At 58.4% G+C, this 26,118-nt stretch carries 33 protein-coding genes; 31 read left to right on the top strand and 2 right to left on the bottom strand.

Annotation, left to right across the window (positions count from 1 at the left end; translation table 11 throughout):
* Positions 1–39 precede the first annotated feature (39 nt).
* The 30 genes from GOW40_RS04750 to GOW40_RS04610 all read left to right on the top strand — a co-directional run bounded on the left by GOW40_RS04750 (position 40) and on the right by GOW40_RS04610 (position 24,330).
* The gene (locus GOW40_RS04750; RefSeq protein WP_171128140.1) at positions 40–894 is read left to right on the top strand and encodes a hydroxymethylglutaryl-CoA lyase; all 855 of its coding nucleotides are present in this window, start codon (positions 40–42) and stop codon (positions 892–894) included.
* Entirely contained in the window at positions 894–1,433 is a 540-nt protein-coding gene (locus tag GOW40_RS04745) for an AAA family ATPase (RefSeq protein ID WP_171128142.1), read from the top strand. Before GOW40_RS04750 ends, GOW40_RS04745 begins: the two co-directional genes overlap by 1 nt.
* Positions 1,420–2,196 carry a crotonase/enoyl-CoA hydratase family protein gene (locus tag GOW40_RS04740; protein ID WP_174840322.1) on the top strand — a complete coding sequence of 259 codons (777 nt, stop codon included), beginning with the start codon at positions 1,420–1,422 and terminating at the stop codon, positions 2,194–2,196. The genes GOW40_RS04745 and GOW40_RS04740 overlap by 14 nt, the downstream gene beginning before the upstream one ends.
* A 182-nt stretch (positions 2,197–2,378) precedes the next feature.
* The gene (locus GOW40_RS04735) at positions 2,379–2,744 is read left to right on the top strand and encodes an NADH-quinone oxidoreductase subunit A (RefSeq protein WP_170768082.1); all 366 of its coding nucleotides are present in this window, start codon (positions 2,379–2,381) and stop codon (positions 2,742–2,744) included.
* Positions 2,735–3,268, top strand: a complete 534-nt coding sequence (locus GOW40_RS04730) for an NADH-quinone oxidoreductase subunit B family protein (protein ID WP_010442777.1) — start codon at positions 2,735–2,737, stop codon at positions 3,266–3,268. The genes GOW40_RS04735 and GOW40_RS04730 overlap by 10 nt, the downstream gene beginning before the upstream one ends.
* Entirely contained in the window at positions 3,265–3,591 is a 327-nt protein-coding gene (locus tag GOW40_RS04725) for an antibiotic biosynthesis monooxygenase (protein ID WP_171128145.1), read from the top strand. Before GOW40_RS04730 ends, GOW40_RS04725 begins: the two co-directional genes overlap by 4 nt.
* Positions 3,584–4,189 (top strand): NADH-quinone oxidoreductase subunit C, encoded by a 606-nt coding sequence (locus tag GOW40_RS04720; RefSeq protein WP_171128147.1) that lies wholly within the window; start codon positions 3,584–3,586, stop codon positions 4,187–4,189. The genes GOW40_RS04725 and GOW40_RS04720 overlap by 8 nt, the downstream gene beginning before the upstream one ends.
* Positions 4,189–4,362 (top strand): hypothetical protein, encoded by a 174-nt coding sequence (locus GOW40_RS04715; RefSeq protein WP_171128149.1) that lies wholly within the window; start codon positions 4,189–4,191, stop codon positions 4,360–4,362. Before GOW40_RS04720 ends, GOW40_RS04715 begins: the two co-directional genes overlap by 1 nt.
* Position 4,363: 1 nt before the next feature.
* Positions 4,364–4,489: a hypothetical protein gene (locus tag GOW40_RS22325; RefSeq protein ID WP_256367826.1), complete on the top strand. Its 126-nt coding sequence runs from the start codon at positions 4,364–4,366 to the stop codon at positions 4,487–4,489.
* On the top strand, positions 4,489–5,712 hold the full coding sequence (locus GOW40_RS04710) for an NADH-quinone oxidoreductase subunit D (RefSeq protein ID WP_171128151.1): 1,224 nt from the start codon (positions 4,489–4,491) through the stop codon (positions 5,710–5,712). The genes GOW40_RS22325 and GOW40_RS04710 overlap by 1 nt, the downstream gene beginning before the upstream one ends.
* Positions 5,713–5,753: 41 nt before the next feature.
* Entirely contained in the window at positions 5,754–6,317 is a 564-nt protein-coding gene (locus GOW40_RS04705) for a hypothetical protein (protein WP_171128153.1), read from the top strand.
* Complete coding sequence (nuoE, locus tag GOW40_RS04700) at positions 6,317–7,408, top strand: NADH-quinone oxidoreductase subunit NuoE (protein WP_171128155.1); 1,092 nt, start codon at positions 6,317–6,319, stop codon at positions 7,406–7,408. The genes GOW40_RS04705 and nuoE overlap by 1 nt, the downstream gene beginning before the upstream one ends.
* A gap of 32 nt (positions 7,409–7,440) precedes the next feature.
* On the top strand, positions 7,441–7,659 hold the full coding sequence (locus GOW40_RS04695; protein WP_171096957.1) for a DUF5337 domain-containing protein: 219 nt from the start codon (positions 7,441–7,443) through the stop codon (positions 7,657–7,659).
* Between the two features lie 12 nt (positions 7,660–7,671).
* The gene (gene nuoF, locus GOW40_RS04690) at positions 7,672–8,970 is read left to right on the top strand and encodes an NADH-quinone oxidoreductase subunit NuoF (RefSeq protein WP_171128157.1); all 1,299 of its coding nucleotides are present in this window, start codon (positions 7,672–7,674) and stop codon (positions 8,968–8,970) included.
* A 4-nt stretch (positions 8,971–8,974) separates the two neighbouring features.
* Complete coding sequence (locus GOW40_RS04685; RefSeq protein WP_171128159.1) at positions 8,975–9,391, top strand: MAPEG family protein; 417 nt, start codon at positions 8,975–8,977, stop codon at positions 9,389–9,391.
* Between the two features lie 59 nt (positions 9,392–9,450).
* Positions 9,451–9,783 (top strand): hypothetical protein, encoded by a 333-nt coding sequence (locus tag GOW40_RS04680; protein WP_371731807.1) that lies wholly within the window; start codon positions 9,451–9,453, stop codon positions 9,781–9,783.
* A 98-nt stretch (positions 9,784–9,881) separates the two neighbouring features.
* Entirely contained in the window at positions 9,882–10,286 is a 405-nt protein-coding gene (locus GOW40_RS04675; RefSeq protein WP_254444262.1) for a DUF5333 domain-containing protein, read from the top strand.
* Between the two features lie 5 nt (positions 10,287–10,291).
* On the top strand, positions 10,292–12,313 hold the full coding sequence (gene nuoG / locus GOW40_RS04670; protein ID WP_171128163.1) for an NADH-quinone oxidoreductase subunit NuoG: 2,022 nt from the start codon (positions 10,292–10,294) through the stop codon (positions 12,311–12,313).
* A 204-nt stretch (positions 12,314–12,517) separates the two neighbouring features.
* Entirely contained in the window at positions 12,518–13,555 is a 1,038-nt protein-coding gene (nuoH, locus tag GOW40_RS04665; protein WP_171128165.1) for an NADH-quinone oxidoreductase subunit NuoH, read from the top strand.
* 1 nt (position 13,556) lies between these two features.
* On the top strand, positions 13,557–14,051 hold the full coding sequence (gene nuoI / locus GOW40_RS04660) for an NADH-quinone oxidoreductase subunit NuoI (RefSeq protein ID WP_170570317.1): 495 nt from the start codon (positions 13,557–13,559) through the stop codon (positions 14,049–14,051).
* Positions 14,048–14,458 (top strand): carboxymuconolactone decarboxylase family protein, encoded by a 411-nt coding sequence (locus GOW40_RS04655; RefSeq protein ID WP_171096966.1) that lies wholly within the window; start codon positions 14,048–14,050, stop codon positions 14,456–14,458. The genes nuoI and GOW40_RS04655 overlap by 4 nt, the downstream gene beginning before the upstream one ends.
* Positions 14,455–15,057, top strand: a complete 603-nt coding sequence (locus tag GOW40_RS04650) for an NADH-quinone oxidoreductase subunit J (protein WP_171128167.1) — start codon at positions 14,455–14,457, stop codon at positions 15,055–15,057. Before GOW40_RS04655 ends, GOW40_RS04650 begins: the two co-directional genes overlap by 4 nt.
* A 95-nt stretch (positions 15,058–15,152) precedes the next feature.
* The gene (locus tag GOW40_RS04645) at positions 15,153–15,578 is read left to right on the top strand and encodes a hypothetical protein (RefSeq protein WP_171136551.1); all 426 of its coding nucleotides are present in this window, start codon (positions 15,153–15,155) and stop codon (positions 15,576–15,578) included.
* A complete protein-coding gene (nuoK, locus tag GOW40_RS04640) occupies positions 15,578–15,883 on the top strand; it encodes an NADH-quinone oxidoreductase subunit NuoK (RefSeq protein ID WP_005984024.1) in 306 nt (101 codons plus the stop codon). Before GOW40_RS04645 ends, nuoK begins: the two co-directional genes overlap by 1 nt.
* Positions 15,884–15,890: 7 nt before the next feature.
* The gene (nuoL, locus tag GOW40_RS04635; RefSeq protein ID WP_171128169.1) at positions 15,891–18,065 is read left to right on the top strand and encodes an NADH-quinone oxidoreductase subunit L; all 2,175 of its coding nucleotides are present in this window, start codon (positions 15,891–15,893) and stop codon (positions 18,063–18,065) included.
* Positions 18,065–19,609, top strand: a complete 1,545-nt coding sequence (locus GOW40_RS04630; protein WP_171128171.1) for an NADH-quinone oxidoreductase subunit M — start codon at positions 18,065–18,067, stop codon at positions 19,607–19,609. The genes nuoL and GOW40_RS04630 overlap by 1 nt, the downstream gene beginning before the upstream one ends.
* Positions 19,610–19,624: 15 nt before the next feature.
* Entirely contained in the window at positions 19,625–21,067 is a 1,443-nt protein-coding gene (gene nuoN / locus GOW40_RS04625; protein WP_171128173.1) for an NADH-quinone oxidoreductase subunit NuoN, read from the top strand.
* A gap of 54 nt (positions 21,068–21,121) precedes the next feature.
* On the top strand, positions 21,122–21,871 hold the full coding sequence (locus tag GOW40_RS04620; protein WP_171128175.1) for a biotin--[acetyl-CoA-carboxylase] ligase: 750 nt from the start codon (positions 21,122–21,124) through the stop codon (positions 21,869–21,871).
* Positions 21,872–21,883: 12 nt separating this feature from the next.
* Positions 21,884–22,663, top strand: a complete 780-nt coding sequence (locus tag GOW40_RS04615; protein ID WP_171128176.1) for a type III pantothenate kinase — start codon at positions 21,884–21,886, stop codon at positions 22,661–22,663.
* A complete protein-coding gene (locus GOW40_RS04610) occupies positions 22,660–24,330 on the top strand; it encodes a ribonuclease J (protein ID WP_171128178.1) in 1,671 nt (556 codons plus the stop codon). Before GOW40_RS04615 ends, GOW40_RS04610 begins: the two co-directional genes overlap by 4 nt.
* Positions 24,331–24,333: 3 nt before the next feature.
* Here the strand turns inward: GOW40_RS04610 and GOW40_RS04605 are convergent, their stop codons facing one another.
* Positions 24,334–25,035 carry an NUDIX hydrolase gene (locus GOW40_RS04605; protein WP_171128180.1) on the bottom strand — a complete coding sequence of 234 codons (702 nt, stop codon included), beginning with the start codon at positions 25,033–25,035 and terminating at the stop codon, positions 24,334–24,336.
* Positions 25,032–25,430, bottom strand: a complete 399-nt coding sequence (locus tag GOW40_RS04600) for a DUF983 domain-containing protein (RefSeq protein ID WP_171096987.1) — start codon at positions 25,428–25,430, stop codon at positions 25,032–25,034. Before GOW40_RS04600 ends, GOW40_RS04605 begins: the two co-directional genes overlap by 4 nt.
* Before the next feature lie 219 nt (positions 25,431–25,649).
* Here GOW40_RS04600 and GOW40_RS04595 point away from each other — a divergent pair, with 219 nt between their 5' ends.
* Positions 25,650–26,117, top strand: a complete 468-nt coding sequence (locus GOW40_RS04595; RefSeq protein WP_171128182.1) for an EF-hand domain-containing protein — start codon at positions 25,650–25,652, stop codon at positions 26,115–26,117.
* Position 26,118: the final 1 nt, after the last annotated feature.

The raw sequence follows: 26,118 nt of genomic DNA, 5'->3' as shown, positions 1-26,118 counted from the left end.
TCCGTATTTGGAACGAGAAGAAGCAGGGAAGGTGAAGCCATGAGTGAACGCGTCGAAATCTTTGAAGTCGGGCCGCGGGATGGGCTTCAAAACGAAAAGCGCGATATTCCGGTTGCCGAGAAGATCGCACTGGTGGATTGCCTGAGCCAAGCGGGGTTCAACCGGATTGAGGTCGCCAGCTTTGTCTCTCCGAAATGGGTGCCTCAGATGGCGGGCAGCGCCGAGGTTTTGGCCGGGGTCAAACGCGCGGATGGCGTGCGCTATGCTGCGTTGACACCGAATATGCGCGGATACGAAGACGCTTTGGCCGCACAAGCTGATGAGATTGCGGTGTTTGCTTCGGCCTCCGAGGGGTTTTCGAAAGCCAATATCAACGCAACTATTGCCGAATCCATCGAGCGGTTCGTGCCGATCCTTGAGGCCGCGCGGCATATTGATCTGCCGGTTCGCGGCTATGTGTCTTGCGTGACGGATTGCCCCTATGACGGGCCGACCCCACCCGAGAAGGTGGCCGAGGTGGCAGATACCTTATTCGCGCATGGGTGCTATGAGATTTCGCTAGGCGATACGATTGGAAAAGGGACGCCGGATACCATCGCGCATATGTTGCTGGCAGTGCGGGAAAGGGTGCCAGTGACGCGGCTTGCGGGGCATTTCCATGACACGAACGGGCGGGCCATCGACAATATCGATGCCTCTCTGGCGCTGGGCGTGCGTGTGTTTGATGCGGCGGTGGGCGGATTGGGCGGCTGTCCTTACGCGCCCGGCGCGGCAGGGAACGTCGCGACCGAAGCGGTTGCCGCGCATCTGGACCGGTTGGGGTACGAGACCGGGTTGAATGCTTCGGTTCTGGAACAGGCTGCCGAAATGGCGCGGGCGATGCGAGGCGGTTGATGCCTGTTCTGATAAGTTTCACAGGCTTGCCCGGGGTGGGAAAGACCACGATTGCTCGAAGTCTGGCGCAAGAAACCGGGGCGTTGTGGTTGTGGATAGATCAGATCGAAGCTGCCATGAGATCATCGCACATGCAGGTCTCGGATCTTGCTGATGGGGGATATGCGGCGGCACAAGCCATTGCGGCGGGGGCGCTGCAACAGGGCTATGATGTGATTGCTGATTGTGTGAACCCCATTGCGCTGACGCGTGGGGCTTGGCGCGACGTGGCAACGCAGACAGGAGCGCGGTTTTTGGATATTGAATTCACCTGTTCCGACCCGCAGACACATCGGTCACGGTTGGAAGAGCGGCGCGTGGATCTTGAAGGCTGGGTAGGGCCCACATGGTCTGACGTTTTGAAACGCGAATATGACCCCTTGCCAAATGCATCACTCCATATCGACACGGCGCGGTTGTCTGTCGCGCAAACCGTCGCGCTGATCCGTGCGGCGGTCGATCAGGACCTGGAAGCGGAGAAAAGTTTTGGAAACCCTTGAATTGTCTGTCGATACCCGTGGTGTTGCCACATTGACCCTGGCGCGCCCGGAAAAGCACAACGCGCTGTCGGCGCAGATGATCGCGGAATTGATTGAAGCCGCCAATCGGCTGGCCCGCGATGATACCGTGCGCGTTGTGGTTCTGGCCGCGCAGGGCAAGAGCTTTTGCGCTGGTGGTGATCTAAGCTGGATGCAGGCACAGATGGCGGCCGATGCCCGGACCCGGTTTGTCGAAGCCCGCAAGCTGGCCGAGATGCTGAATGCGCTGAACATTCTACCCAAGCCTCTGATCGGAGCGGTGCAGGGCAATGCTTTTGGTGGTGGGGTTGGGATGGCTTCGGTCTGCGACGTGGCCATTGGGGTGGATAGCCTGAGGATGGGATTGACCGAGACGCGCCTGGGCCTGATCCCGGCCACGATTGGCCCCTATGTGATCGCACGTATAGGCGAAGCACGGGCGCGCCGCGTTTTCATGTCGGCCCGTTTGTTTGATGCGGCAGAAGCGGTGGAACTGGGCTTGTTGGCACGCGCCGTATCGGCAGAGGCGTTGGCCGAGGCCATTGAGGCCGAGGTTCAGCCCTATCTGTCCTGCGCACCGGGTGCGGTGGCCTCGGCCAAGGCCTTGGTCCGGTCGCTTGGCCCGACCATTGATGATGCGGTGATTGACCACACCATTCAACAGCTTGTGTCCCGATGGGAAACCGAAGAGGCGCAGGAAGGAATCGCTGCTTTTTTCGACAAAAGAAAACCTGGCTGGACGTAACACCGGTTGATCAAGTCTGAATTTCCAGCGCTGCAAACGGCCTCAGCTTAACATCTGTAACAATCCCGCGTTGCGGGGTTGTGTTGAGTTGACCCTCTGACCCCACAGGGATAGAGAATGTCCTGTCAAATCGCCAATTGACGGCGCGCCCTTTCGGGACAAGCGCAGGAAAGGAGCTATACGTGGAAGACCTGCTGCGGGAGTACCTCCCGATTCTGGTGTTTCTGGCCGTGGCCATTGGTCTTGGAATCGTCCTGATTCTTGCCGCTGTGGTGCTGGCTGTCCGCAATCCCGACCCCGAAAAGGTCAGCGCATATGAATGTGGTTTCAACGCGTTCGACGATGCGCGGATGAAATTCGACGTCCGATTTTATCTGGTGTCGATTCTCTTCATCATCTTTGATCTGGAAATCGCCTTCCTGTTCCCCTGGGCCGTTGGCTTCCGCGACATCAGCGATGTCGGCTTCTGGTCGATGATGGTGTTCCTGGGTGTTCTGACCATTGGCTTTGCCTATGAATGGAAGAAGGGGGCCCTGGAATGGGAGTGATGACGGGTGCAAACACCGCTGGCGTCGACAAGGAAGTCGCCACCCAGGCCCTGAACGCCGAGTTGCAGGACAAAGGGTTTCTGTTGACCTCAACCGAGGACATCATCAATTGGGCCCGCACCGGGTCGCTGCACTGGATGACCTTTGGTCTGGCGTGTTGCGCGGTTGAGATGATGCACACCTCGATGCCGCGCTATGACGCCGAACGGTTTGGCATCGCGCCGCGTGCGTCGCCACGTCAGTCGGACGTGATGATCGTGGCCGGAACGTTGACCAACAAGATGGCGCCTGCGCTGCGCAAGGTCTATGACCAGATGCCCGAGCCGCGCTATGTGATCTCGATGGGGTCCTGCGCCAATGGGGGCGGGTATTACCACTATTCCTACTCGGTCGTGCGTGGCTGCGACCGCGTTGTGCCCGTGGACATCTATGTCCCCGGCTGCCCCCCCACGGCTGAGGCGCTGCTTTATGGTCTGATGCAGTTGCAGCGCAAAATCCGCCGAACCGGGACGATTGTCAGATGAGTGCTGCTGTCGTCAGGCGCTGGGAAGCCGTTGTTGCTCGGGACGATGTTCCGGGCTGGGTCGAAACATTCCGTGCCCGAGCTTTGCCTGCAATGCGCGCGTTGGACGGGTTCTTGTCGGTTTCGTTCTTGGTCAGACGGGAGCAGGATCCGTGTCACGTTGTCGTGCTGACAAAATGGCGCGATATGGCGGCTATCGTGGCTTACGCTGGCCAAAACGCCGAAAAGACGGTCATGCCTGACTTTATGGCGAAGTTTTTCAAGTCATACGATGCCGAGGCGACGTTTTATGACGAAGTTCTTCAGGAGGGACGCAATGAGTGAAGCACTCAAAGAACTCGGCGCGCAGCTTGAGCTGAAGCGGACCGATTGCGTTCTGTCCTGGGACGTGACCCATGGCGAACTGAACGTGGATGTGGCCCCGTCGAACCTGGTGGAATTCGTCGAATTCCTGAAATCCGATCAGGCTTGCAAATTCTCGACCTTGGTGGACATCACCGGCGTTGATTACCCCGAACGGGCCAAACGGTTCGATGTGGTTTACCACTTCCTGTCGATGTACCAGAACCAGCGAATCCGCTTGCGGGTTTCGGTGCGCGAAGAGGATATGGTACCCTCGATCGTGGATGTTCACCCCTCGGCCAACTGGTTTGAGCGTGAGGTGTTTGACATGTTCGGCATCCTGTTCTCGGGCCACCCGGACCTGCGTCGGATCCTGACCGATTACGGGTTCCGCGGCTATCCGCTGCGCAAGGATTTCCCGACCACCGGCTATACCGAAGTCCGCTATGACGAGGCGCAAAAGCGCGTGGTCTACGAGCCTGTGTCGCTGGTGCAGGAATACCGTCAGTTTGATTTCATGTCCCCTTGGGAAGGCGCGAATTACATTCTGCCGGGGGATGAGAAACAGGAGGCAGAGTAATGGGCAGTATCTGGTGGCTGATCCTTTCAGCGCTGACCATCATTCCGATGTTGAAGATCCTGCCCTTTTTCGGGATCAACAAATATTGGTCTCTGCTCTGCCTTATCCCGTTTGGCACCATCGCGCTGCTGTGGTGGGTTGGTCTGAAACTGCAGGAATTGGAGCGTCGCTGAGATGTTGGGGGAACTGATCATACTGGGCGCATTGGGTGTTCTGCTTGCCGGGGCGGCAGCCAAGGCACAAGACGCTGAAAAGGTCCAGGTTCGGACTGAGGCGAAAAAGAAGAAACGGGGGCGTTGATGGACGGCTCAAGATATGATGACGGCAGCACCGACGCGCTGAGCGGCGAGCAGAAGATCCGCAACTTCAACATCAACTTCGGCCCGCAACACCCTGCGGCGCATGGTGTTCTGCGTTTGGTGCTTGAACTGGACGGTGAGATCGTCGAGCGCTGCGATCCGCATATCGGCTTGCTGCACCGGGGCACCGAAAAGCTGATGGAAAGCCGGACGTACCTGCAAAACCTGCCCTATTTCGACCGGTTGGATTACGTCGCGCCGATGAATCAGGAACATGCCTGGTGTCTGGCCATCGAAAAGCTGACCGGTGTGGAAGTGCCGCGCCGAGGGTCGTTGATCCGTGTGCTCTACTCCGAGATCGGGCGCATCCTGAACCACCTGCTGAACGTGACCACGCAGGCGATGGATGTGGGTGCTTTGACACCGCCTCTTTGGGGATTCGAAGAGCGCGAAAAACTGATGGTGTTCTACGAGCGTGCCTGCGGGGCTCGCCTGCATGCCGCCTATTTCCGCCCCGGTGGTGTCCATCAGGACCTGCCGCCCGAACTGCTGGATGATATCGAGGCCTGGAGCCATGAGTTCCCGTCTGTGCTGGATGATATTGACGGGCTGCTGACCGAAAACCGCATCTTCAAACAGCGCAACGCCGATATCGGCGTGGTGACCGAGGATGACATCCAGAAATACGGGTTTTCGGGCGTGATGGTCCGTGGCTCGGGTCTGGCGTGGGATCTGCGCCGCGCGCAGCCCTATGAATGCTATGACGAGTTCGAGTTCCAGATCCCCGTCGGCAAAAACGGCGACTGCTATGACCGCTATCTGGTGCGGATGGAAGAAATGCGCCAGTCGCTGCTGATCATCCGTCAGGCCATCGCCAAAATCCGCGACTGCCCCGGAGACGTGCTGGCACGCGGCAAGATCACCCCGCCGAAACGCTCGGACATGAAGACCTCGATGGAGAGCCTGATCCATCACTTCAAGCTCTATACCGAAGGCTTCCACGTGCCCGCAGGCGAGGTCTATGCCGCCGTCGAAGCCCCCAAAGGCGAATTCGGCGTCTATCTGGTCGCCGATGGCACCAACAAACCCTACCGCGCCAAACTCCGCGCGCCGGGCTTCCTTCACCTGCAAGCCATGGATTACGTCGCCAAGGGCCACCAATTGGCCGATGTCGCGGCGATCATCGGGACGATGGACGTTGTGTTCGGGGAGATTGATCGCTGAATTGGAGTGAGTTTATTGAGCTTGGGAAGGATGTACTAACTGTGGCTGCGTTGATCGGTGCAATTTGGTCGGCAAAGGAGTTTGTCGTGTCTCGTCAACGAGCGAAGGAGCTTTCGCGTGCTCAGAAAACTGATCACTGGCGTAAGCTTGCCATCCACCAAGTGCTGATGACGTCTGAACAATTCCTCTCAACTAGCCAAGTCACAGAACAGCTGCGGGCAAGTTCTTTCGATCAAAACATCGAAATTAAGAAAAACGAATTGAGTTTACCTTCTGTTCGAAGCGTTCTGATGGAAATGGTTGCTGATGGGACCATAGGACAAGTGTTTCCTGACCACTACGGTATCGTTCAAATCCCCAGAGATATAACTGTTGGGGCAGTTGCAGATAACATAAGAGGAAACCGGGCCGCGCGTGATGCGTTTGCCGAAATTCTAAAGCATCCGGGCCGTTTCACGACTCAGGAATTGTTCGAAGAAATTGGAGGGAACTTCGACCTTTCTTCCTCCGACTTTGCTCTTGCGATTCTGGTGCTAGAACAGAACCATGCAGCCAAACGTGACCAAGCTGGTAAATGGTCACCGACAAGCTCGAAAGAGAACTAATGCTCCGCCGTCTTCACCCCGAACAACCCGATACCTTCGCCTTCACTGCTGCCAACCAGCAATGGGCCGAAGCGCAGATTACCAAATATCCCGAAGGCCGTCAGGCCAGCGCGGTGATCCCTCTGCTGTGGCGCGCGCAGGAACAGGAAGGGTGGCTGACCCGTCCGGCAATTGAATCCGTCGCTGACATGCTGGGCATGGCCTATATCCGCGTGCTTGAGGTGGCCTCGTTTTATTTCATGTTCCAACTGCAACCGGTGGGTTCAGTGGCGCATATACAGGTCTGTGGAACGACCTCCTGCATGATCTGCGGGGCCGAGGACCTGATTGCGGTCTGCAAGGACAAGATCGCCGCCAAGCCGCATGTGCTGTCTGCCGATGGCAAGCTAAGCTGGGAAGAGGTCGAGTGCCTGGGATCATGCGCCAACGCACCGATGGCGCAGATCGGCAAGGATTATTACGAAGATCTGACCGCTGAGAGTTTTGGCAAGATCATTGACGCTCTGGCCGCTGGTCAGGTTCCGACCCCAGGCCCTCAGAACGGGCGCTATGCGGCAGAGCCGAAAAGCGGGCTGACCAGCCTGACCGACCATGAGGCGGGCAAGCCGCAATACAATGCCAGTGTCGCGCTGGCGACCGATCTGGGTGACACGGTCAAGCGCATCGACGGGACAGAGGTGCCGATCCTGACCCCGTGGCTGGGCAAGGATGGCAAGGCAGCCGCGACCAAATCGGCACCGAAACCACCCAAAGCGCCTGCACCCGCAAAACCTGCGGTGAAACAGGCGCAAGAGGCGAAAGAGGCGCAGCCCGAGACATTGACCGCAGCGCGGGATGGCAAGGCAGATGACCTCAAGATGTTGAAAGGCGTCGGGCCAAAGCTTGAACAGACGCTGAACGCTTTGGGCTTTTACCACTTTGACCAGATTGCTGCCTGGACACCGGAACAGGTGGCCTGGGTCGACAGCCGCCTCAAGTTCAAGGGCCGCATCGAGCGTGACGGCTGGATCGAACAGGCGGCGAAACTGGCCGCTGGGGAAGAGACCGAATTTGCCAAACGTGCCAAGAAAGACGGCACTTACGAAGACTAAGACAGGATGCCCATCCGGGGCGTCGGGATGAGATGGATAAGGACAAGGAACAGGCCATAGCCCGCAAGGGTCGCCATATCGGTATCGTCATCGCGGTGACGATGCTGCTTTGGCTTGCCATGTCCTTTATTGGTCCGCAGTTGGGTCTGCCGGGCCGCTATGCACTGCTTTTTGATTTCGCCGCGCTGGCGGGGTTCATTTATGCGGGCGTCAACATTTTTCAACTCTGGCGCATGCGTCAGGACAGCTGAAGGTAACACGCGATGCTGAAGGATCAGGACCGGATCTTTACCAACATCTACGGGATGCACGAGCGTACTCTGCGCGGCGCGCAGGCCCGGGGGCATTGGGACGGCACTGCTGGCCTGATCGAAAAGGGCCGCGACTGGATCATTCAGACGATGAAGGATTCGGGCCTGCGTGGTCGCGGAGGCGCGGGTTTCCCGACCGGCCTTAAATGGTCGTTCATGCCCAAGGAAAGCGATGGCCGCCCATCCTATTTGGTGGTGAACGCCGACGAATCCGAGCCCGGCACCTGCAAAGACCGCGAGATCATGCGCCACGATCCACATACGCTGATCGAGGGCTGTCTGATCGCCTCTTTCGCGATGAATGCGCATACCTGCTATATCTATCTGCGCGGCGAATATATCCGCGAGCGTGAGGCGTTGCAGGCCGCGATTGACGAGGCCTATGACGCAGGGCTTCTGGGCAAGAACGCCGCCGGTTCGGGCTGGGATTTCGACCTGTTCCTGCATCACGGGGCTGGTGCCTATATCTGCGGTGAGGAAACCGCGCTGATCGAAAGCCTTGAGGGCAAAAAGGGCATGCCGCGGATGAAGCCTCCGTTCCCGGCGGGTGCGGGGCTCTATGGGTGTCCGACCACTGTGAACAATGTGGAATCCATCGCCGTTGTGCCCACAATCCTGCGCCGTGGTGCGGATTGGTTTGCAGGCTTTGGTCGTCAGAACAACGCAGGCACCAAGCTCTTTGCGATCTCGGGTCATGTGAACAACCCCTGCGTGGTCGAAGAGGCGATGTCACTGTCTTTTGAAGAGCTCATCGAGACTCATTGTGGTGGCATTCGCGGCGGCTGGGACAATCTGCTTGCTGTGATCCCGGGGGGATCGTCGGTGCCTTGCGTGCGCGGTGAAAACATGCGCGATGCGATCATGGATTTCGACTATCTGCGCAACGATCTGGGCTCGGGTCTGGGGACGGCGGCGGTGATCGTGATGGACAAATCCACCGATATCATCAAGGCGATCTGGCGGCTGTCGAAGTTCTACAAGCACGAAAGCTGCGGCCAGTGTACTCCGTGTCGCGAGGGCACCGGCTGGATGATGCGCGTGATGGACCGACTGGTGCGTGGCGAGGCCGAGCTGGAAGAGATCGACATGCTGTTTGACGTGACCAAGCAGGTCGAAGGCCACACAATCTGTGCCCTGGGCGACGCGGCGGCCTGGCCGATCCAGGGCCTGATCCGCAACTTCCGCGAAGAGATCGAAGACCGGATCAAGGCTCAGAAATCGGGCCGTATGGGCGCAATGGCAGCGGAGTAAAACGATGGATGTCTTTGCAGAATACGGACACGCGATTGCCTCGGTGGTGATCTTCACCCTGATCGTTTTGTTCATGGCGCCCTTCACGGCGCTGGCCAAGCAAAGCAAAGGTCTGGCTCCGGGGGCCACACCCGAACAGGATTATTCAGACAAAGCCTATCGGTTGAACCGGGCCTATCTGAACGGAACCGAAACGCTTCCGGCCTTTGCTGCGGTCACCTTTGCGGCGATCCTGTTGGCGGCAAGCCCGTTTTGGGTGAACCTGCTGGCCTCGGTTGCGCTGGTCGCGCGGCTGGTGATGCTGATCGTACATATTCGCGGAATTGGAAGCCCAAACAGCGGCTTGCGCTCGGTTCTTTATGTATTGGGCTGGGCGTGCATGTTCGTGATTGGCATCATGGCGCTGGTGGCGGCGTTCTGATGGTGCGATCGGAACGTCATAATTGTTTCGAGGGTCACAGCCGGTTTGGACGTGCGGTTGTGATTGCCGCGCTTGTTGCCGTTTCAATGATTGCCGGATGCGGCAACACGATCAAATCATCAGCCGAACGCGTTGCTTTCGATGGTCATGTCTTTCGTGCCAGCGCTAAACAAACAGCCAAACGGACTGAGCCCGCAGCGTTCAGCGTAACGGTCAATGGTGTTTCGAAATCTTTTGATGGTGCGCGAGAGGCGGGCAGACACGAAGGAATCCGGTTCTGCATTCGCAACTTCGGATCATCGCGCATCGACTGGAGCGTCGGGCCGGACACTGAGCAGCTTCAGGTCGAAAACGACAAACTGACCTTCGTGGGGCGTTGCCAACGACCATGAGCGTTTCATTGACATATCCGGCCTCTGGCCAGCCGCTGCTATTGCATAGCAGTGCCGAGCAGCCCCGTCTTGGAGGTTCCAAGACGAAGGGATATGTCATGTCTGTATTGAAAATAGTTGCCTTGTCGGCAGCGATGGTCGTTCCTGCCTCAGCTGATGCGAAACCGCCCTTGCGCGACGTGTCGGAAATAGACAACGAGCTGTACTATATCGCGGTCGCAAACGAGATTTCTGAGTACTGTCCCACAATCAGTGGTCGCCGTTTGAAAGCAATCAGTGTGTTGTGGAGTTTGCGCTCGAAAGCCAACCAGCTTGGGTACACGGACAGCGAGATCCGGTCCTATGTTGAATCGGATGCCGAAAAGGATCGGATGCGCGCCAAGGGCGAAGCCTATCTTGCCGATAACGGCGTTAATTATGAAAAACCGAATTCATTCTGCGCCTTGGGCCAGAAGGAAATCCAAAGAAACAGCGCCATAGGCGTGTATTTGAAGGCGAAGTGAAAGCCATGTCTGACCTCCGCAAGATCAATATCGACGGGCAGGAAATCGAAGTCGATGGTGCGATGACCTTGATCCAGGCCTGCGAAGAGGCCGGGATCGAAGTGCCGCGTTTCTGCTATCATGAACGTCTTTCGATCGCCGGCAACTGCCGGATGTGTCTGGTTGAAGTCGTGGGTGGCCCGCCGAAACCTGCGGCGTCCTGTGCGATGCAAGTTCGTGATTTGCGACCGGGGCCGGAAGGACAACCGCCGGTGGTCAAGACGAACTCTCCTATGGTCAAGAAGGCCCGAGAAGGGGTGATGGAGTTCCTACTGATCAACCATCCGCTGGATTGTCCGATTTGCGACCAGGGCGGTGAGTGCGATCTGCAAGATCAGGCGATGGCCTATGGCGTCTCGGGGTCGCGCTTCAAAGAAGCCAAGCGCGCGGTGGATGATCTGGATCTGGGGCCACTGGTGGGTACCGCGATGACCCGCTGCATCAGTTGCACCCGCTGTGTGCGTTTCACCACCGAAGTCGCAGGGATCACCCAAATGGGTCAGACCGGGCGCGGTGAAGATGCCGAGATCACCTCGTATCTTAACCAGACGCTGCAATCGAACCTGCAAGGCAACATCATTGATTTGTGCCCGGTGGGTGCGCTGACCTCGAAGCCCTATGCCTTTACCGCTCGCCCGTGGGAGCTGACCAAGACCGAGAGCATCGATGTGATGGATGCATTGGGGTCGAACATCCGGGTCGATACCAAAGGGCGCGAGGTGATGCGCTTTCTGCCGCGCAACCATGATGGTGTGAACGAAGAGTGGATCAGCGACAAGACCCGCTTTGTCTGGGATGGCCTTCGCCGTCAGCGGTTGGACAAGCCCTATGTGCGCGAAAACGGCAAGTTGCGCCCGGCGTCCTGGGCAGAGGCCTTGGGCAAAGCCGCCGAGGCGCTGAAAGGGGCCGAAAAGCCGGTGGGTATCGTAGGCGATCTGGCCCCGGTCGAGGCCGCTTTTGCGCTTAAACATATGATCGAGGGGCAGGGCGGTGTTGTCGAGTGCCGCACCGATGGGGCCAAACTGCCTGCGGGCAACCGTGCGGCCTATGCCGGGACCGCAGCGATTGAGGACATCGACAGCGCCGAGCGTATTCTACTGATCGGAACCAACCCGCGCGAAGAGGCTCCGGTGCTGAACGCGCGGATCCGAAAGGCGTGGGCGCATGGGGCTGAAGTGGCCTTGGTGGGGCCCGCCGTCGATCTGACCTACGCCTATCACCACATGGGGGACGACCGCGCTGCGCTGCAACAGATTGTTGATATGGGCGGTGATGACGAGATCAAGGGCAAGCCGTCGCTGGTGATCATCGGCCAAAGCGCGCTGCAAGAGGCCGACGGGGCGGCGGTTCTTGCCGCAGCGCAAACCATTGCTGCCAATACGGAAAGCGGTCTGATCGTCCTGCACACTGCCGCTGGTCGTGTTGGCGCCATGGATGTGGATGCCACCAACGCAGACGGTATGGACGCCGTGAGCGCGGCGGATGTGATCTATAATCTTGGGGCGGATGAGGTCGAGATCGGCGAGGGCGCTTTTGTCATCTATCAGGGCAGCCACGGCGACCGGGGCGCGCATCGCGCAGATGTGATCCTGCCAGGTGCGGCCTATACCGAGGAAAACGGGTTGTTCGTAAACACCGAAGGCCGTCCGCAACTGGCCATGCGCGCCGGGTTTGCACCGGGCGAGGCAAAGGAAAACTGGGCCATCCTGCGGGCTTTGTCCGCCGAGCTGGGCGCGACACTGCCCTATGATTCTCTGGCCCAACTGCGCAGCGCGCTGATCGAGGCCGTGCCGCATCTGGCCCGTATCGATGAGGTTATCGAAAACGAGGTTCAAGCGCTTGAGGCCGGCACATTGGGCAAAGCCAGCTTCCGCTATGCCATCAAGGATTTCTATCTGACCAACCCGATCGCGCGGGCCTCGCAACTGATGGCCGAGCTATCGGCGCAGGCGCAAGCGCTTAAATCTCGGAAGATCGCGGCAGAATGATACAAACCGGTTTCATATCGCATCTGAGCGCGGCGGGTTTCGGGCCCGATGTCGCGCAAAATTTGCGCGTGAAACCAAAGAAAAAGGGTAGCGCACGGGGAACAGATGCTGTTTACACCAACGCGCCGACCCAGCCGCAATATGCGCAGGCACATGGCCTTTGCATCGCGCGCGGAAAACGGAATACCCACGGTGTGAGGACCAATGGCTGAATTCTTTAACACCCCGGGCGGAATAGCCCTCATCGTCCTGGCGCAAGTGCTTGCGGTTGTGGCCTTTGTGATGATTTCGCTGTTGTTCCTTGTCTATGGTGACCGCAAGATCTGGGCCGCCGTACAGATGCGCCGGGGTCCGAACGTGGTAGGTGCCTATGGCCTGCTGCAAACCGTGGCTGATGCGCTGAAATATGTGGTCAAAGAGGTGGTGATCCCGGCGGGTGCTGACCGTACCGTGTTCATCCTCGCGCCGCTCACCTCGTTTGTGCTGGCCATGGTCGCCTGGGCGGTGATCCCGCTGAACGATGGCTGGGTGCTGTCGGACATCAACGTCGCGATCCTCTATGTCTTCGCCATCTCCTCACTAGAGGTTTATGGCGTGATTATGGGCGGTTGGGCGTCGAACTCAAAGTACCCTTTCCTGGGTTCGTTGCGCTCGGCGGCGCAGATGATTTCCTATGAAGTCTCCATCGGTCTGATCATCATCGGCGTCATCATCTCGACCGGCTCGATGAATTTCGGCGCGATTGTCGAGGCGCAAGATGGCCGGTTCGGGTTCTTCAGCTGGTACTGGCTGCCGCATTTCCCGATGGTCTTCCTGTTCTTCATCTCGGCGCTGGCTGAAACCAACCGGCCTCCGTTCGACCTGCCCGAAGCGGAATCGGAACTGGTGGCTGGCTACCAGGTCGAATACTCGGCCACGCCATTCCTGCTGTTCATGGCTGGCGAATACATTGCCATCTTCCTGATGTGCGCGCTGACTACACTGCTGTTCTTCGGCGGCTGGCTGTCGCCGATCCCGGGCCTGCCCGACGGCGTGCTGTGGATGGTTGCCAAAATGGCGCTCTTCTTCTTCCTTTTCGCGATGGTCAAGGCGATCACGCCCCGCTACCGCTATGACCAGCTGATGCGGTTGGGCTGGAAAGTCTTCCTGCCCTTCTCGCTGGCCTGGGTGGTGTTTGTAGCCTTCGCGGCAAGGTTCGACTGGTTCTGGGGCTCGTTTGCCCGTTGGAGCGTAGGAGGCTGATATGACACAAATCGACTACACCCGCGCTGCCAAGTATTTCCTGCTGCAAGATTTCTGGGTCGGCATGAAACTGGGGCTGAAGTATTTCTTTGCCCCCAAGGCCACAGTGAACTATCCGCATGAAAAAGGCCCACTGAGCCCGCGCTTCCGAGGTGAACACGCCCTGCGCCGCTATCCGAATGGTGAGGAGCGCTGCATTGCCTGCAAACTCTGTGAGGCGATTTGCCCGGCGCAGGCTATAACCATCGACGCCGAGCCACGCGAGGACGGCTCGCGCCGCACCACGCGTTATGACATCGACATGACCAAATGCATCTATTGCGGCTTCTGCCAAGAGGCGTGCCCGGTCGATGCCATTGTCGAAGGCCCGAATTTCGAATTCGCGACGGAAACCCGGGAAGAGCTGTTCTACGACAAGGAAAAGCTGCTGGATAACGGCGAGCGCTGGGAAGCCGAGATCGCTCGCAACCTGGAACTGGACGCGCCCTACAGATGACTGACGCGCCCTTAAACCCGTTCGAGCTGATGATGCGTCAGGCGCAGGATATGGCCAAGGCGATGAACCCGGCGATGGAGAGCTTCTCGCCCAAAGGGTTCGAGGCGCTGTGGCCGACCATGCCGAAAGAGGTCATGGAAATGATGTTTGGCAACACCGTCAACCCCGACGGGCTGGATGCCAAGACCCGCTTGCTGCTGACGCTGGCCGGGCTGACCTGTCAGGGCGCGCAGGCCGACACCGCCGTGCGTCAGACCGTTCGCCACGCGCTCGAGGCAGGGGCCAAGAAACAAGAGATCGTGGAAACGATCGGTCAGATGTCGGTCTTTGCCGGCATCCCGGCCATGACCCGCGCGCTGGATCTGGCGCAAGAGGTTCTGGGCGATAACGAGGATGAGGATCAATGACCGTCTTTGCCTTCTATCTGTTTGCCATCAGCGCCATCACCGGCGGGCTGTTCACGGTGATCAGCCGTCAACCGGTGCACTCGGTGCTGTGGCTGATCCTGTCCTTCCTGTCCTCGGCGGGGCTGTTTGTTCTGCTGGGGGCCGAGTTCGTGGCGATGCTGCTGATCATCGTCTATGTCGGCGCGGTCGCGGTTCTGTTCCTGTTCGTTGTGATGATGCTGGACGTGGATTTTGCCGAGCTCAAGGCCGAGATGGCGCGCTATATGCCATTGGCCCTGCTGATCGGCCTGGTCATCCTGATGCAGTTTGTCATGGCCTTCGGAGCCTGGGACAGCGCCCAAGGGGTTGAGGCCAATCTGGCCCAGCCGGTTCCGGTGGACCGCCACAACACCGAGGCGCTGGGCGTTATCCTTTACGATCAATATTTCCTTCTGTTCCAACTGGCGGGCCTGATCCTGCTGGTCGCCATGATCGGCGCCATCGTTCTGACCCTGCGCCACCGTCAGGACATCAAGCGCCAGGACATCGTCGGCCAGATGATGCGCGACCCGGCCAAGGCGATGGAGCTGAAGGACGTGAAACCGGGGCAGGGGTTGTGAGGTTTTTCGTAGTTATGACGATAGGCCTACTGAGTTCCCCAGCGAACGCTTTTACTTTTGAGCCTTACCATTGCGGTAGTGGCAAAGGGGCTCCGTTGTCGGCATCGCATTTCCACATTCTGACTGAACACGTGCTTGCCTACCCGACTCTCGAAGCATACCTGATGCTCGACTGTCGGAGCAAAAGCGCAATTATTGTGCATAACCCCGAACGGGGTTCGAAGAAATATGAAACATGGGGGCATGAGCAACCACAACAGGAAATAAGGAACATTTCGCGCGACATGATTTGTTCTGAGACTCCCGTCGGGTTTCAGGATGCGAAGCACGTTTTCGAAGAGTTGGACTATGAAGTCACAGTGCGCGGTAGTGGGCTGTTTTCTTATAGATTTGGATGCATCTGCCGACAGCACTATGCCGATGGTCACGGCAGGATCGGCGATTTCCTTAGTTGGGAAGATGGGGTAATTGCACCGGCGGAAAATCCAGTAAAAACAAGTTGTTGTGGCGGAGACGAATAATGATCGGACTTGAACACTATCTTACGGTCGCGGCGACGCTGTTCGTCATCGGCATCTTCGGTCTCTTCCTGAACCGCAAGAACGTCATCATCCTGCTGATGAGCATCGAGCTGATGCTGCTGGCGGTGAATATCAACCTTGTGGCGTTTTCCAGCTTCCTGGGCGATTTGGTCGGGCAGGTGTTCACGCTGTTTGTTCTGACCGTTGCGGCGGCTGAGGCGGCGATTGGTCTGGCCATTTTGGTTTGCTTCTTCCGCAACCGCGGCACCATCGCGGTTGAAGATGTCAATATGATGAAGGGCTAAGAGCACTATGGAAACCACCATCCTCTTCGCCCCGCTGGTGGGCGCGCTGATCTGCGGGTTTGGCTGGAAGTTCATTGGCGAGAAAGCCGCCATGTGGACGGCCACGGGCCTGTTGTTTCTGGCCTGTCTGCTGTCGTGGATCGTGTTCCTTGGCTTTGACGGTCAGACTCAACAGATCGAGATCCTGCGCTGGATTGAAAGCGGTTCGCTCTCGACAAGCTGGGCCATTCGTCTGGACCGGCTGACCGCGATCATGCTGATCGTGGTGACAACCGTCTCGGCACTCGTGCACCTTTATTCCTTTGGCTACATGGATCACGACCCGCAATGGCGCGAGGGAGAGAGCTATAAGCCGCGTTTCTTTGCCTATCTGTCCTTCTTCACCTTCGCCATGCTGATGCTGGTGACGGCGGATAATCTGGTGCAGATGTTCTTTGGCTGGGAAGGCGTGGGCGTCGCATCCTACCTGCTGATCGGGTTCTATTATCGCAAACCCAGTGCCAATGCGGCGGCGATGAAAGCGTTCATTGTCAACCGGGTGGGTGACTTTGGCTTTGCGCTGGGGATCTTCGCGATCTTCCTGCTGACCGACAGCATCAACTTCTCGGATATCTTTGCGTCGGCCTCGACCCTGTCGGAGACGCAACTGCATTTCCTCTGGGGGGAATGGAACGCGGTTGAGGTGATCTGCGTGCTGCTGTTCATCGGTGCGATGGGCAAATCGGCGCAGCTGATCCTGCACACCTGGTTGCCGGACGCGATGGAGGGCCCGACGCCTGTGTCGGCGCTGATCCACGCTGCGACCATGGTGACGGCAGGCGTTTTCCTGGTCTGCCGCATGTCGCCTCTGATGGAGTTCGCGCCGGGCGCAACCGGGTTCATCACCTTCCTTGGGGCTTCGACTGCCTTCTTTGCCGCGACCGTAGGTCTGGTACAAACCGACATCAAACGCGTGATTGCCTATTCGACCTGCTCGCAGCTTGGGTACATGTTCGTGGCGGCTGGCGTTGGGATGTATTCGGCGGCGATGTTCCACCTGCTGACGCACGCGTTCTTCAAGGCCTTGCTGTTCCTTGGCGCCGGTTCTGTGATCCACGCGATGCATCACGAGCAAGAGATGACCGAGTATGGCGGGCTGCGCAAAAAGATCCCCTATACGTTCTGGGCGATGATGATCGGCACGTTGGCCATCACCGGTGTTGGGATCCCGCTAACCACCTTTGGATTTGCAGGCTTCTTGTCGAAAGACGCCATTATCGAAAGCGCCTTTGCCGGTGGCACCGGCTATGCCTTCTGGATGCTGGTGATCGCGGCGGTGTTTACCTCGTTCTATAGCTGGCGTCTGATCTTCCTGACCTTCTATGGAGAGCCGCGCGGCGACAAGCACACGCATGATCACGCGCATGAAAGCCCAAAGGTCATGCTGATCCCGCTGGGCGTTTTGTCTCTGGGTGCGGTGTTTGCCGGGATGATCTGGTACAACAATTTCTTCGGTCACACCGACAAGGTCGGCAAGTTCTACGGCATCCCGGTGGCGGAAGCGTCAGAGCATGGTGACGGCCATTCCGCTGATACGCATGCCGCGCATGAGGAAGATGGAACCGCAGACGCCCATCACGGTGATGACGCCCACGCAGATGACAGTCATGCCGATGAGGGACATGGCGCAGAAGGTCATGGTGAGAAAGACGCCCATGGCGACCACCACTATGTGTTTGCCGGAGAGCCGGGGGAAGGCGCGCTCTATATGGCGCCGGACAATACCGTGCTAGATGATGCGCACGCGGTTCCGAAATGGGTCAAGGTCTCACCTTTTGTGGCCATGCTGCTGGGCTTTGTCGTCGCCTATTGGTTCTATATCGTGAATACCTCTCTACCCGCACGTCTGGCGGCGAACCAGCGACCGCTTTATCTGTTCCTGCTGAACAAGTGGTATTTTGACGAGATCTATGACGCGATCTTTGTCAAACCCACTGTCGCGATCGGGCGGTTCTTCTGGAAGCGCGGCGATGGCAACACGATCGACGGCTTCCTCAACGGGATTGCGATGGGTGTTGTGCCCTTCTTCACCCGCCTCGCAGGCAAGGCGCAGACCGGCTACATCTTTACTTACGCCTTCTGGATGGTTCTGGGCATCGCGGCCCTGATCACCTGGATGTCTATCGGCGGGGGCGCGAACTAATGGATAATATCCTCTCCATGGTCACTTTCATTCCTGCGATTGCGGCAGGTCTGATGGCGCTGTTCCTGCATGAGAACGACGCGGCGGCCCAGCGAAACGCGAAGTGGATCGCGTTGCTTGCCACCACCGTGACCTTTTTTGTGTCGATTGGCATTTATACCGGCTTTGACCCGTCCAACACCGGGTTTCAGATGGTGGAAGAGGCCGAGTGGCTTTTGGGTCTGAAATACAAGATGGGTGTGGACGGTATCAGCATCCTGTTTGTGCTGCTGACCACCTTCATCATGCCGCTGACCATTCTGGCCAGCTGGCAGGTTACCGACCGTGTCAAGGAATACATGATCGCCTTCCTGTTGCTGGAAACGCTGATGCTGGGCGTGTTCATGGCGCTGGATCTGGTGCTGTTCTATCTGTTCTTCGAGGCTGGCCTGATCCCAATGTTCCTGATCATCGGTATCTGGGGTGGGGCGAACCGGATCTATGCCAGCTTCAAGTTCTTCCTCTATACCTTCCTCGGCTCGGTGTTGATGCTGGTGGCGATGGTTGCGATGTATGCCGATGCGGGCACCACGGATATCGAGGCGCTGATGAGCCATCAGTTCTCGTCTGATGGGTTCAGCGTTCTGGGCGTCTATATCGTGGGCGGCATGCAGACCCTGATGTTCCTGGCTTTCTTCGCGTCCTTCGCGGTGAAAATGCCGATGTGGCCGGTGCACACCTGGCTGCCGGATGCGCACGTGCAGGCGCCAACCGCGGGCTCGGTTGTGCTGGCGGCGATCCTGCTGAAAATGGGCGGCTATGGCTTCTTGCGGTTCAGCCTGCCGATGTTCCCTGTGGGCTCTGCGGTGATGACTGATTTGGTGCTGTGGATGTCGGCCATCGCGGTGGTCTACACCTCGCTGGTCGCATTGGTGCAGGAGGATATGAAAAAGCTGATCGCATATTCCTCGGTCGCGCATATGGGCTTTGTCACCATGGGCATCTTTGCGGCGAACCAGCAGGGCATTGACGGCGCGATCTTCCAGATGATCAGCCACGGGTTCATCTCGGCAGCCCTCTTCCTGTGTGTGGGCGTCATCTATGACCGGATGCACACGCGTGACATCGACGCTTATGGCGGCCTGGTTATTCGGATGCCTGCCTACGCGCTGGTCTTCATGCTGTTCACGATGGCAAATGTCGGCCTTCCGGGCACGTCCGGCTTCATCGGCGAATTCCTGACCCTTATGGGCGCGTTCCAAGTGAACACCTGGGTGACAGCGGTGGCCGCGACCGGGGTGATCTTTTCGGCGGGCTATGCTCTGTGGCTTTATCGCCGGGTCGTCTTTGGTGACCTGATCAAGGAAAGCCTCAAGTCCATCACCGACATGAGCGCGCGTGAGCGGCTGATCTTTGCGCCTTTGATTGTGATGACGATCCTGCTGGGGGTTTACCCGTCGCTGGTCACGGATGTGATTGGCAATTCCACGGCAGCCCTGATTTCGAACTATGACACGGCTCTGACCGCGGCAGAGGCCGCGACCCAGACCGCCGCATCGCATTAAGGAGGCTTTGGAGACATGATCCAGGCTGATCTGACCGTAATCCTGCCAGAGATCATTCTGGCCGTGTATGCGATGGCCGCGCTGATCGGGGCTGTTTACACCACCAAAGACAAACTGGCCCCGGCTCTGGTCTGGGTCACCGCCGGACTGATGGCTGCGCTGTCCTTTTGGATCGCGACCAATGGTGAAGGAACGAATGTGGCCTTCAACGGAATGTTTGTCGATGACGGCTTTGCCCGCTTTGCCAAAGTCGCCATTCTGTTGTCTGCGGCGGCTGTATTGCTGATGAGCCAGGAGTATATGGCGCGCCGGGATCTGTTGCGCTTCGAATTCCCTTTGCTGGTCGCCCTGGCCGCGGTTGGCATGATGATGATGGTCAGCGCGGGCGATCTGATGTCGCTCTATATGGGGCTCGAACTGCAGTCGCTGGCGCTTTATGTCGTGGCCGCGCTTAGACGTGACAGTGCCAAATCGACCGAGGCGGGGCTGAAGTATTTTGTGCTGGGCGCGCTCAGCTCGGGCCTGCTGCTCTATGGTGCGTCGCTGGTCTATGGCTTTACAGGCACCACGCTGTTCTCGGGTATCATCGCGACGGTGCAGGCAGGGGACGTGTCTCTTGGCCTGTTGTTTGGTCTGATCTTCCTGATCTCGGGTCTGGCCTTCAAGGTCTCGGCGGTTCCGTTCCACATGTGGACGCCCGACGTGTACGAAGGCTCACCAACGCCCATCACCGCGTTCTTTGCGACCGCGCCCAAAGTGGCGGCCATGGCGCTGTTTGCGCGGCTGTTGCATGACGCCTTTGGGGGTATCGTCAAAGACTGGCAGCAGGTGATTGTGCTGTTGTCGGTTCTGTCGATGCTGCTGGGTGCGATTGCAGCGATTGGGCAGCGGGACATCAAGCGGCTTATGGCGTTTTCGTCGATTGCCCATATGGGGTACGCGCTGATTGGTTTGGCTGCAGGGACCGAGATGGGCATCAAGGCGATGCTCATGTATCTGGCGATCTATGTGACGATGAATATCGGAACCTTTGCCTTCATCTTGATGATGGAACGCGATGGCAAACCTGTCACTGATATCGACGCGCTGCGGCAGTATTCCAAACGTGATCCGGGCAAAGCGCTGGCTGTGCTGATCCTGATGTTCAGCCTTGCGGGCGTGCCTCCGATGCTAGGTTTCTTCGCCAAGTTCGGCGTCTGGCAGGCCGGTGTCAGCGCAGGCCTGACGGGTTTGGTTATCGTGTCGGCCATCGCCTCTGTGATCGGGGCGTTCTATTACCTGCGGATCGTGTTCTACATGTATTTCGGGGATGAAAACGAAGATCCGATCGAAACCCGCTCGACCCCGGTTCTCTGGGGTGCGTTGATGGGCTCGGCAGCATTGATGCTGATTGGGGTGTTCTATCAGTTCGGCGTCGAAGGCGCGGCGGCAGCAGCGGCGGCTACGCTTGTCAACTGACCCAGGATCACAACAGACATGGGAGGCTCGGTCAGGTGACCGGGCCTTTTTGACATGAGCGATTGGCCACAGGGATACGGGTTGCACATCGTGCAAGAGGTGGACAGCACCTTGAACGAGGCCGCGCGCATTGCCCCAACCGCCACTGGCCCGGTGTGGATCTTGGCACACCACCAAACCGCAGCACGCGGGCGGCGCGGACGCGCATGGACTCACCCCAAGGGCAATCTGGCGGCAACCTTGCTTTTGCGCCCGGATGAGCCGCCGGAGAAAGCGGCCTTGCGCAGCTTTCTGGCCTCCTTGGCTTTGTTCGATGCCTGTGTCTCGGTCACAGGTCGCGCCACTGGGCTGGCGCTGAAATGGCCCAATGACGTGTTGCTGAACGGCGGCAAGCTTGCAGGCATCTTGTTGGAAAGCACCGGGCAGGGTCGGGGTCTGTCACATCTGGCGATTGGCATTGGCGTGAACCTGTCCGAGGCTCCGGGTGCAGATCAGGTTGAGCAGGGCGCTGTGCGCCCCGTCTCGTTGCTGTCAGAGACCGGAGCGCATGTCACGCCCGAGGACTTTCTGACCGAGTTGGCTGCAGCCTATGCGCAGTATGAAACACAGTTTGCCACCTATGGCTTCGCGCCCATCCGCACCGCCTGGCTGTCACGCGCGGCCCGGCTGGGTGAGGTCATCACCGCCCGTACCGCAACGTCGGAAACTGTCGGAACCTTTGAAACGGTGGACGCCGGTGGCAACCTTATCCTAAACACCGCCAAGGGCCGGGTCAGCATTCCGGCGGCCGAGATTTACTTCTGAAAGGGGCAAATGATGCTTCTGGCGATAGATTGCGGGAATACCAACACCGTTTTCTCGATCTGGGATGGCGAGAAGTTCCTGTGCACCTTGCGCACTTCGACCCACCATTCGCGCACAGCGGACGCGTATTTCACCTGGTATTCCACGCTGGTGAAGCATTACGGGATCGAGGCCAACATAACGGATGTCATCATCTCGTCCACGGTGCCCCGGGTTGTGTTCAACCTGAGGGTCTTTGCGGATCGTTTCTTTGGGTGCCGCCCGCTGGTGGTGGGCAAGCCGGAAACGCTCTTGCCGTTCGAGCCCCGTGTGGATGAAGGCACTCAGGTCGGGCCTGACCGACTGGTCAACACCGCAGGCGCTTTTGATCGGCATGGTGGCGATCTGATCGTGGTGGATTTTGGCACGGCAACCACCTTTGACGTGGTGGCGCATGATGGCGCGTATGTGGGCGGCGTTATCGCCCCGGGTGTGAACTTGAGCCTTGAGGCCCTGCACCTTGCGGCTGCGGCATTGCCGCATGTCGACATTTCCAAGCCGCAGAAGGTAATTGGCACCAACACCGTCGAATGTATGCAATCGGGTGTGTTCTGGGGCTATGTCGGGCTGGTGCGCGAGATCTGCGACAGGATCAAAGGCGAGGCCGGTGTGCCCATGAAAGTGATATCGACCGGTGGCCTCGCGCCGTTGTTCCAACAGGCGGCCGAGCTATTTGATGCTTTTGAAGATGATCTGACGATGCACGGTCTGACCGTGATCCATCGCTATAACAAGGAAAATGGCTCAGCATGAGCAATGAACGACTGATCTACCTGCCGCTGGGTGGGGCGGGTGAAATAGGTATGAATGCCTATGTCTATGGCTATGGCGCACCGGGAAAAGAGCGTCTGATCCTGGTGGACCTTGGGGTTGCGTTCCCCGACATGGACAGCTCACCCGGGGTTGATCTGATCTTTGCGGACATCACCTGGCTCAAGGAACGTGCCGATCAGCTTGAGGCCGTCTTTGTCACGCACGCGCATGAGGACCATGTTGGCGCCGTGGCCCATTGCTATGAAGCCTTGGGCGCACCGATCTATGCGCGCGCGTTCACCGCCAATATCGCGCGGCGCAAGATGGAGGAACATGGCCATCCGGTTGAGGCAGTACGCACCGCCTCGGCCTGGCCCGAACAGATTGAGCTTGGGCCGTTCAAGGTGGGCTTTCTGCCTGTCTCGCATTCGATCCCTGAAAGTGCCGGGTTGATTATCGACAGCCCTGCGGGCCGGGTTGTGCATACAGGCGATTTCAAGCTTGATCCCAATCCGATTGTGGGTGAGCCGTTTGACGCGGACCTGTGGGCCGAAGTGGCCAAGCCCGGCGTCAAGGCGCTGGTCTGTGACAGTACCAATGTGTTTTCAAACCACGCAGGCCGCTCTGAATCCGAAGTTGGACCCGAGATCACGCGGCTGGTCAGCGAAGCGTCGGGCATGGTGGTAGCCACAACATTTGCGTCGAACGTGGCGCGGGTGAAGACCTTGGCCGAAGCCGGGCAGCGGGCCGGGCGTTCGGTTGTGTTGCTGGGTCGCGCGATGCGGCGGATGATCGAGGCCGCGACCGAAACGGGTATTCTGGGTGACTTTCCCAAAGTAATCAGTGCCGAACAGGCATCTGAGGTTTCACGCGATAACCTGATGCTGATCGTCACCGGCAGCCAGGGCGAACGCCGCGCAGCCAGTGCGCAACTGGCGCGTGGCAAATATCTTGGGCTTGAGGTGAAAGAGGGTGATCTGTTCCTATTTTCCTCCAAGACCATCCCGGGCAACGAACGCGGTGTCATCCGCATCATCAACCAATTCAGCGAAAAAGGCGTGGATGTGGTTGATGACAGCTCGGGGCTGTATCACGTGTCCGGCCACGCCAACCGCCCGGATCTTGACAAGGTGCATAAGTTGATTGACCCGCAAATGGTGATCCCGATGCATGGCGAACACCGTCACCTGCGCGAGCACGTCAAGCTGGCTGAATCAGGCGGGCGCACGGGTGTATTGGCGGTGAACGGCACCATGCTGGACCTGACAGGCAACGCGCCGACGGTAGCGGATTACATCGAAACCGGCAGAACCTATCTGGATGGATCTGTGCAGATTGGTGCGTTGGACGGTGTGGTGCGCGATCGCATCCGCATGGCGCTGAACGGGCACGTCACCGTGACTGTCATTCTGGACGAAGAGGATGAGCCGCTGGGCGAGCCTTGGTGTGACACGATTGGCCTGCCTGAAACCGGATCGTCCCGCGCAGCATTGGTCGAGGTGCTGGAAGAAGACCTCAATCAGTTCCTGATGCGGGCAGATGCCAAGACTTTGCGCGATGACGACCAGTTGGAGGAAGCCTTGCGGCGCATTGTCCGCCAAAGCACCAAGTCGGAACTGGGTAAAAAGCCGGAAGTGACGGTTGTGATCAGCCGTATGCGCGCCTGAACTTTAGTCAGCCTGCGGCATGGGATAGCCTTTCAGCCGCAGGAACAGGCTGGCCTCTTCGTTGTTGAGGAAAAACGGGACGCTGTTTGGCGGTTCGGCGTCCGCCGCCCGGGCTGCGACTTCCGCCAGCACCACTTCGGTGATGAATGGCAAGTCAAAGTCGCGAGCGTCGCGGATCTTTATCCATTGCAAATGTGACAACTCGTCTGAGGCATGAGTGAAATCATCCAAGTCCCCGGAGATATCATCCGCGTCGACCAGAAAAAACCGTGCATCAAACCGGCGCGGGCGCCCCGGTGGGGTCAACGCGCGGAAGACAAACTGAAGCGATTGCGCGGACGGCAGAAACCCCATCGCGGCAAAGCTTTGCCAATCTGGCGGAACAGGGTCCGACCACTGGCCGGGCTGACCCAGGATAAGGCCTGTCTCTTCCCAAAGCTCTCGGATCGCCGCCACGGCCAGCGCGTTTTCTAAACCAGGCTCGGACCGGTGCGATAACCTCTCATGACATATGGTCGGAAGGGGTGAGGCAAGGCCGATACTTGCATCGTCTTCGTCGACCGCACCGCCCGGAAAGACAAATTTGTTCGGCATAAAGGCTGCAGACGCGCCCCGTTGCCCCATCAGAATCGACGGATCACCTGTGCGATCTCGCAATACGATGACTGTTGCAGCATTGCGGATTGCAGCCTTGTCTGCACTCATGCGGTTTTGCCAAATCCATGCATGCGTCGTGCCCATTGATAGGCAACCACCACCCCTTTGAGCCGTGGCAGCAAATACAGGGACAGGGCAACACAGCCAATGGAAAAGGCGATGGCCATGACCCAAGGGTCCGGACGCCAGTGTACATAGGACACGTGCAGCGCCGGGGCCAGCAAATGCCCGACGATGAGAATGGTCAGATAGGCGGGGCCGTCATCTGCACGATGGTGAAACAGCTCTTCTCCGCAATGGGCGCAGCTGTCGTTGACCTTCAGATAACTGTGCAGCAGGCTGCCTTCGCCACATTTGGGGCACTTGCACCGAAAACCCTTGAGCAAAGCTGGTTTGGTGGGGCGCTCTTGTTCGACTGTGCCGTTGATCGTCTGGTCTGTCATCCTGATACTCGCGCGATTTGGTGCTCGGTATATAGCGCCATCGTGACCATGTTGAAACGGGGGTGCGTCGCTTTGTGCAGGTCGGCACCAGCTTAGCAAGCTTGCGAATTTCGGAAAGGGGCAAAAAAAACTTTGACGAAAAGCGACGGAAACAGGCGGTGGTGTCGTTTGACTTGACATCAACAGCGGCACAGAGCCGCGCAGTCAAAGGAAAACGACATGAAAACGGTAGGTTTTATCTCGGCGATTGTTGTAACAGCTATCGCGGTCACGGGGTCATCGGCTCTGGCCAAAGGGGGACGTGACAGGGCGCTTCCGACGTTTCAGGAATTGGACGCGAATGGCGATGGTGTGATTTCTGAGGCAGAGGTCACGGCCTTTGGCCAACAGCGCTTTGGCGCGGCGGATACCGATGGTGACGGCCAGCTGAGTCTGGAGGAATTGCAGGCATCGGCACAGGCACGGGCCTCGGAACGTGCAAGCAAGATGTTTAACAAGCATGACGTCAACCAAGACGGCTTTCTCAGCACAGACGAGTTGCCCAAACCGCGCCGCGGCGCGAAGATGTTCGAACGGATCGATGCGGATGGGAATGGCACGATCTCGGAACAGGAATACGCGGATGCCCAAGACAAGATGGAACGCCGGCACAAGCGCAAGGGTGCGCCGGACGCTGACAGCAACTGAT

Source organism: Ruegeria sp. HKCCA6707, from assembly GCF_013033515.1.
GTDB lineage: Bacteria > Pseudomonadota > Alphaproteobacteria > Rhodobacterales > Rhodobacteraceae > Ruegeria.
Note: the sequence above shows the minus strand (reverse complement) of the source record. Positions and strands in the feature narration are given on the sequence as shown.

Bases quoted from the DNA above. Each gene is read 5' to 3' on its own strand.
- GOW40_RS04710 (WP_171128151.1), top strand. From the start codon at position 4,489: ATGGACGGCTCAAGATATGATGACGGCAGCACCGACGCGCTGAGCGGC.
- nuoH (WP_171128165.1), top strand. From the start codon at position 12,518: ATGGCTGAATTCTTTAACACCCCGGGCGGAATAGCCCTCATCGTCCTG.
- GOW40_RS04675 (WP_254444262.1), top strand. From the start codon at position 9,882: ATGTCTGTATTGAAAATAGTTGCCTTGTCGGCAGCGATGGTCGTTCCT.
- GOW40_RS04615 (WP_171128176.1), top strand. From the start codon at position 21,884: ATGCTTCTGGCGATAGATTGCGGGAATACCAACACCGTTTTCTCGATC.
- nuoI (WP_170570317.1), top strand. From the start codon at position 13,557: ATGACACAAATCGACTACACCCGCGCTGCCAAGTATTTCCTGCTGCAA.
- GOW40_RS04720 (WP_171128147.1), top strand. From the start codon at position 3,584: ATGAGTGAAGCACTCAAAGAACTCGGCGCGCAGCTTGAGCTGAAGCGG.
- GOW40_RS04620 (WP_171128175.1), top strand. From the start codon at position 21,122: ATGAGCGATTGGCCACAGGGATACGGGTTGCACATCGTGCAAGAGGTG.
- GOW40_RS04605 (WP_171128180.1), bottom strand. From the start codon at position 25,035: ATGAGTGCAGACAAGGCTGCAATCCGCAATGCTGCAACAGTCATCGTA.
- GOW40_RS22325 (WP_256367826.1), top strand. From the start codon at position 4,364: ATGTTGGGGGAACTGATCATACTGGGCGCATTGGGTGTTCTGCTTGCC.
- GOW40_RS04630 (WP_171128171.1), top strand. From the start codon at position 18,065: ATGGATAATATCCTCTCCATGGTCACTTTCATTCCTGCGATTGCGGCA.
- nuoE (WP_171128155.1), top strand. From the start codon at position 6,317: ATGCTCCGCCGTCTTCACCCCGAACAACCCGATACCTTCGCCTTCACT.
- GOW40_RS04685 (WP_171128159.1), top strand. From the start codon at position 8,975: ATGGATGTCTTTGCAGAATACGGACACGCGATTGCCTCGGTGGTGATC.
- GOW40_RS04725 (WP_171128145.1), top strand. From the start codon at position 3,265: ATGAGTGCTGCTGTCGTCAGGCGCTGGGAAGCCGTTGTTGCTCGGGAC.
- GOW40_RS04730 (WP_010442777.1), top strand. From the start codon at position 2,735: ATGGGAGTGATGACGGGTGCAAACACCGCTGGCGTCGACAAGGAAGTC.
- GOW40_RS04600 (WP_171096987.1), bottom strand. From the start codon at position 25,430: ATGACAGACCAGACGATCAACGGCACAGTCGAACAAGAGCGCCCCACC.
- nuoK (WP_005984024.1), top strand. From the start codon at position 15,578: ATGATCGGACTTGAACACTATCTTACGGTCGCGGCGACGCTGTTCGTC.
- GOW40_RS04595 (WP_171128182.1), top strand. From the start codon at position 25,650: ATGAAAACGGTAGGTTTTATCTCGGCGATTGTTGTAACAGCTATCGCG.
- nuoF (WP_171128157.1), top strand. From the start codon at position 7,672: ATGCTGAAGGATCAGGACCGGATCTTTACCAACATCTACGGGATGCAC.
- GOW40_RS04695 (WP_171096957.1), top strand. From the start codon at position 7,441: ATGGATAAGGACAAGGAACAGGCCATAGCCCGCAAGGGTCGCCATATC.
- GOW40_RS04745 (WP_171128142.1), top strand. From the start codon at position 894: ATGCCTGTTCTGATAAGTTTCACAGGCTTGCCCGGGGTGGGAAAGACC.
- GOW40_RS04750 (WP_171128140.1), top strand. From the start codon at position 40: ATGAGTGAACGCGTCGAAATCTTTGAAGTCGGGCCGCGGGATGGGCTT.
- GOW40_RS04650 (WP_171128167.1), top strand. From the start codon at position 14,455: ATGACCGTCTTTGCCTTCTATCTGTTTGCCATCAGCGCCATCACCGGC.
- GOW40_RS04610 (WP_171128178.1), top strand. From the start codon at position 22,660: ATGAGCAATGAACGACTGATCTACCTGCCGCTGGGTGGGGCGGGTGAA.
- nuoL (WP_171128169.1), top strand. From the start codon at position 15,891: ATGGAAACCACCATCCTCTTCGCCCCGCTGGTGGGCGCGCTGATCTGC.
- GOW40_RS04715 (WP_171128149.1), top strand. From the start codon at position 4,189: ATGGGCAGTATCTGGTGGCTGATCCTTTCAGCGCTGACCATCATTCCG.
- nuoN (WP_171128173.1), top strand. From the start codon at position 19,625: ATGATCCAGGCTGATCTGACCGTAATCCTGCCAGAGATCATTCTGGCC.
- nuoG (WP_171128163.1), top strand. From the start codon at position 10,292: ATGTCTGACCTCCGCAAGATCAATATCGACGGGCAGGAAATCGAAGTC.
- GOW40_RS04655 (WP_171096966.1), top strand. From the start codon at position 14,048: ATGACTGACGCGCCCTTAAACCCGTTCGAGCTGATGATGCGTCAGGCG.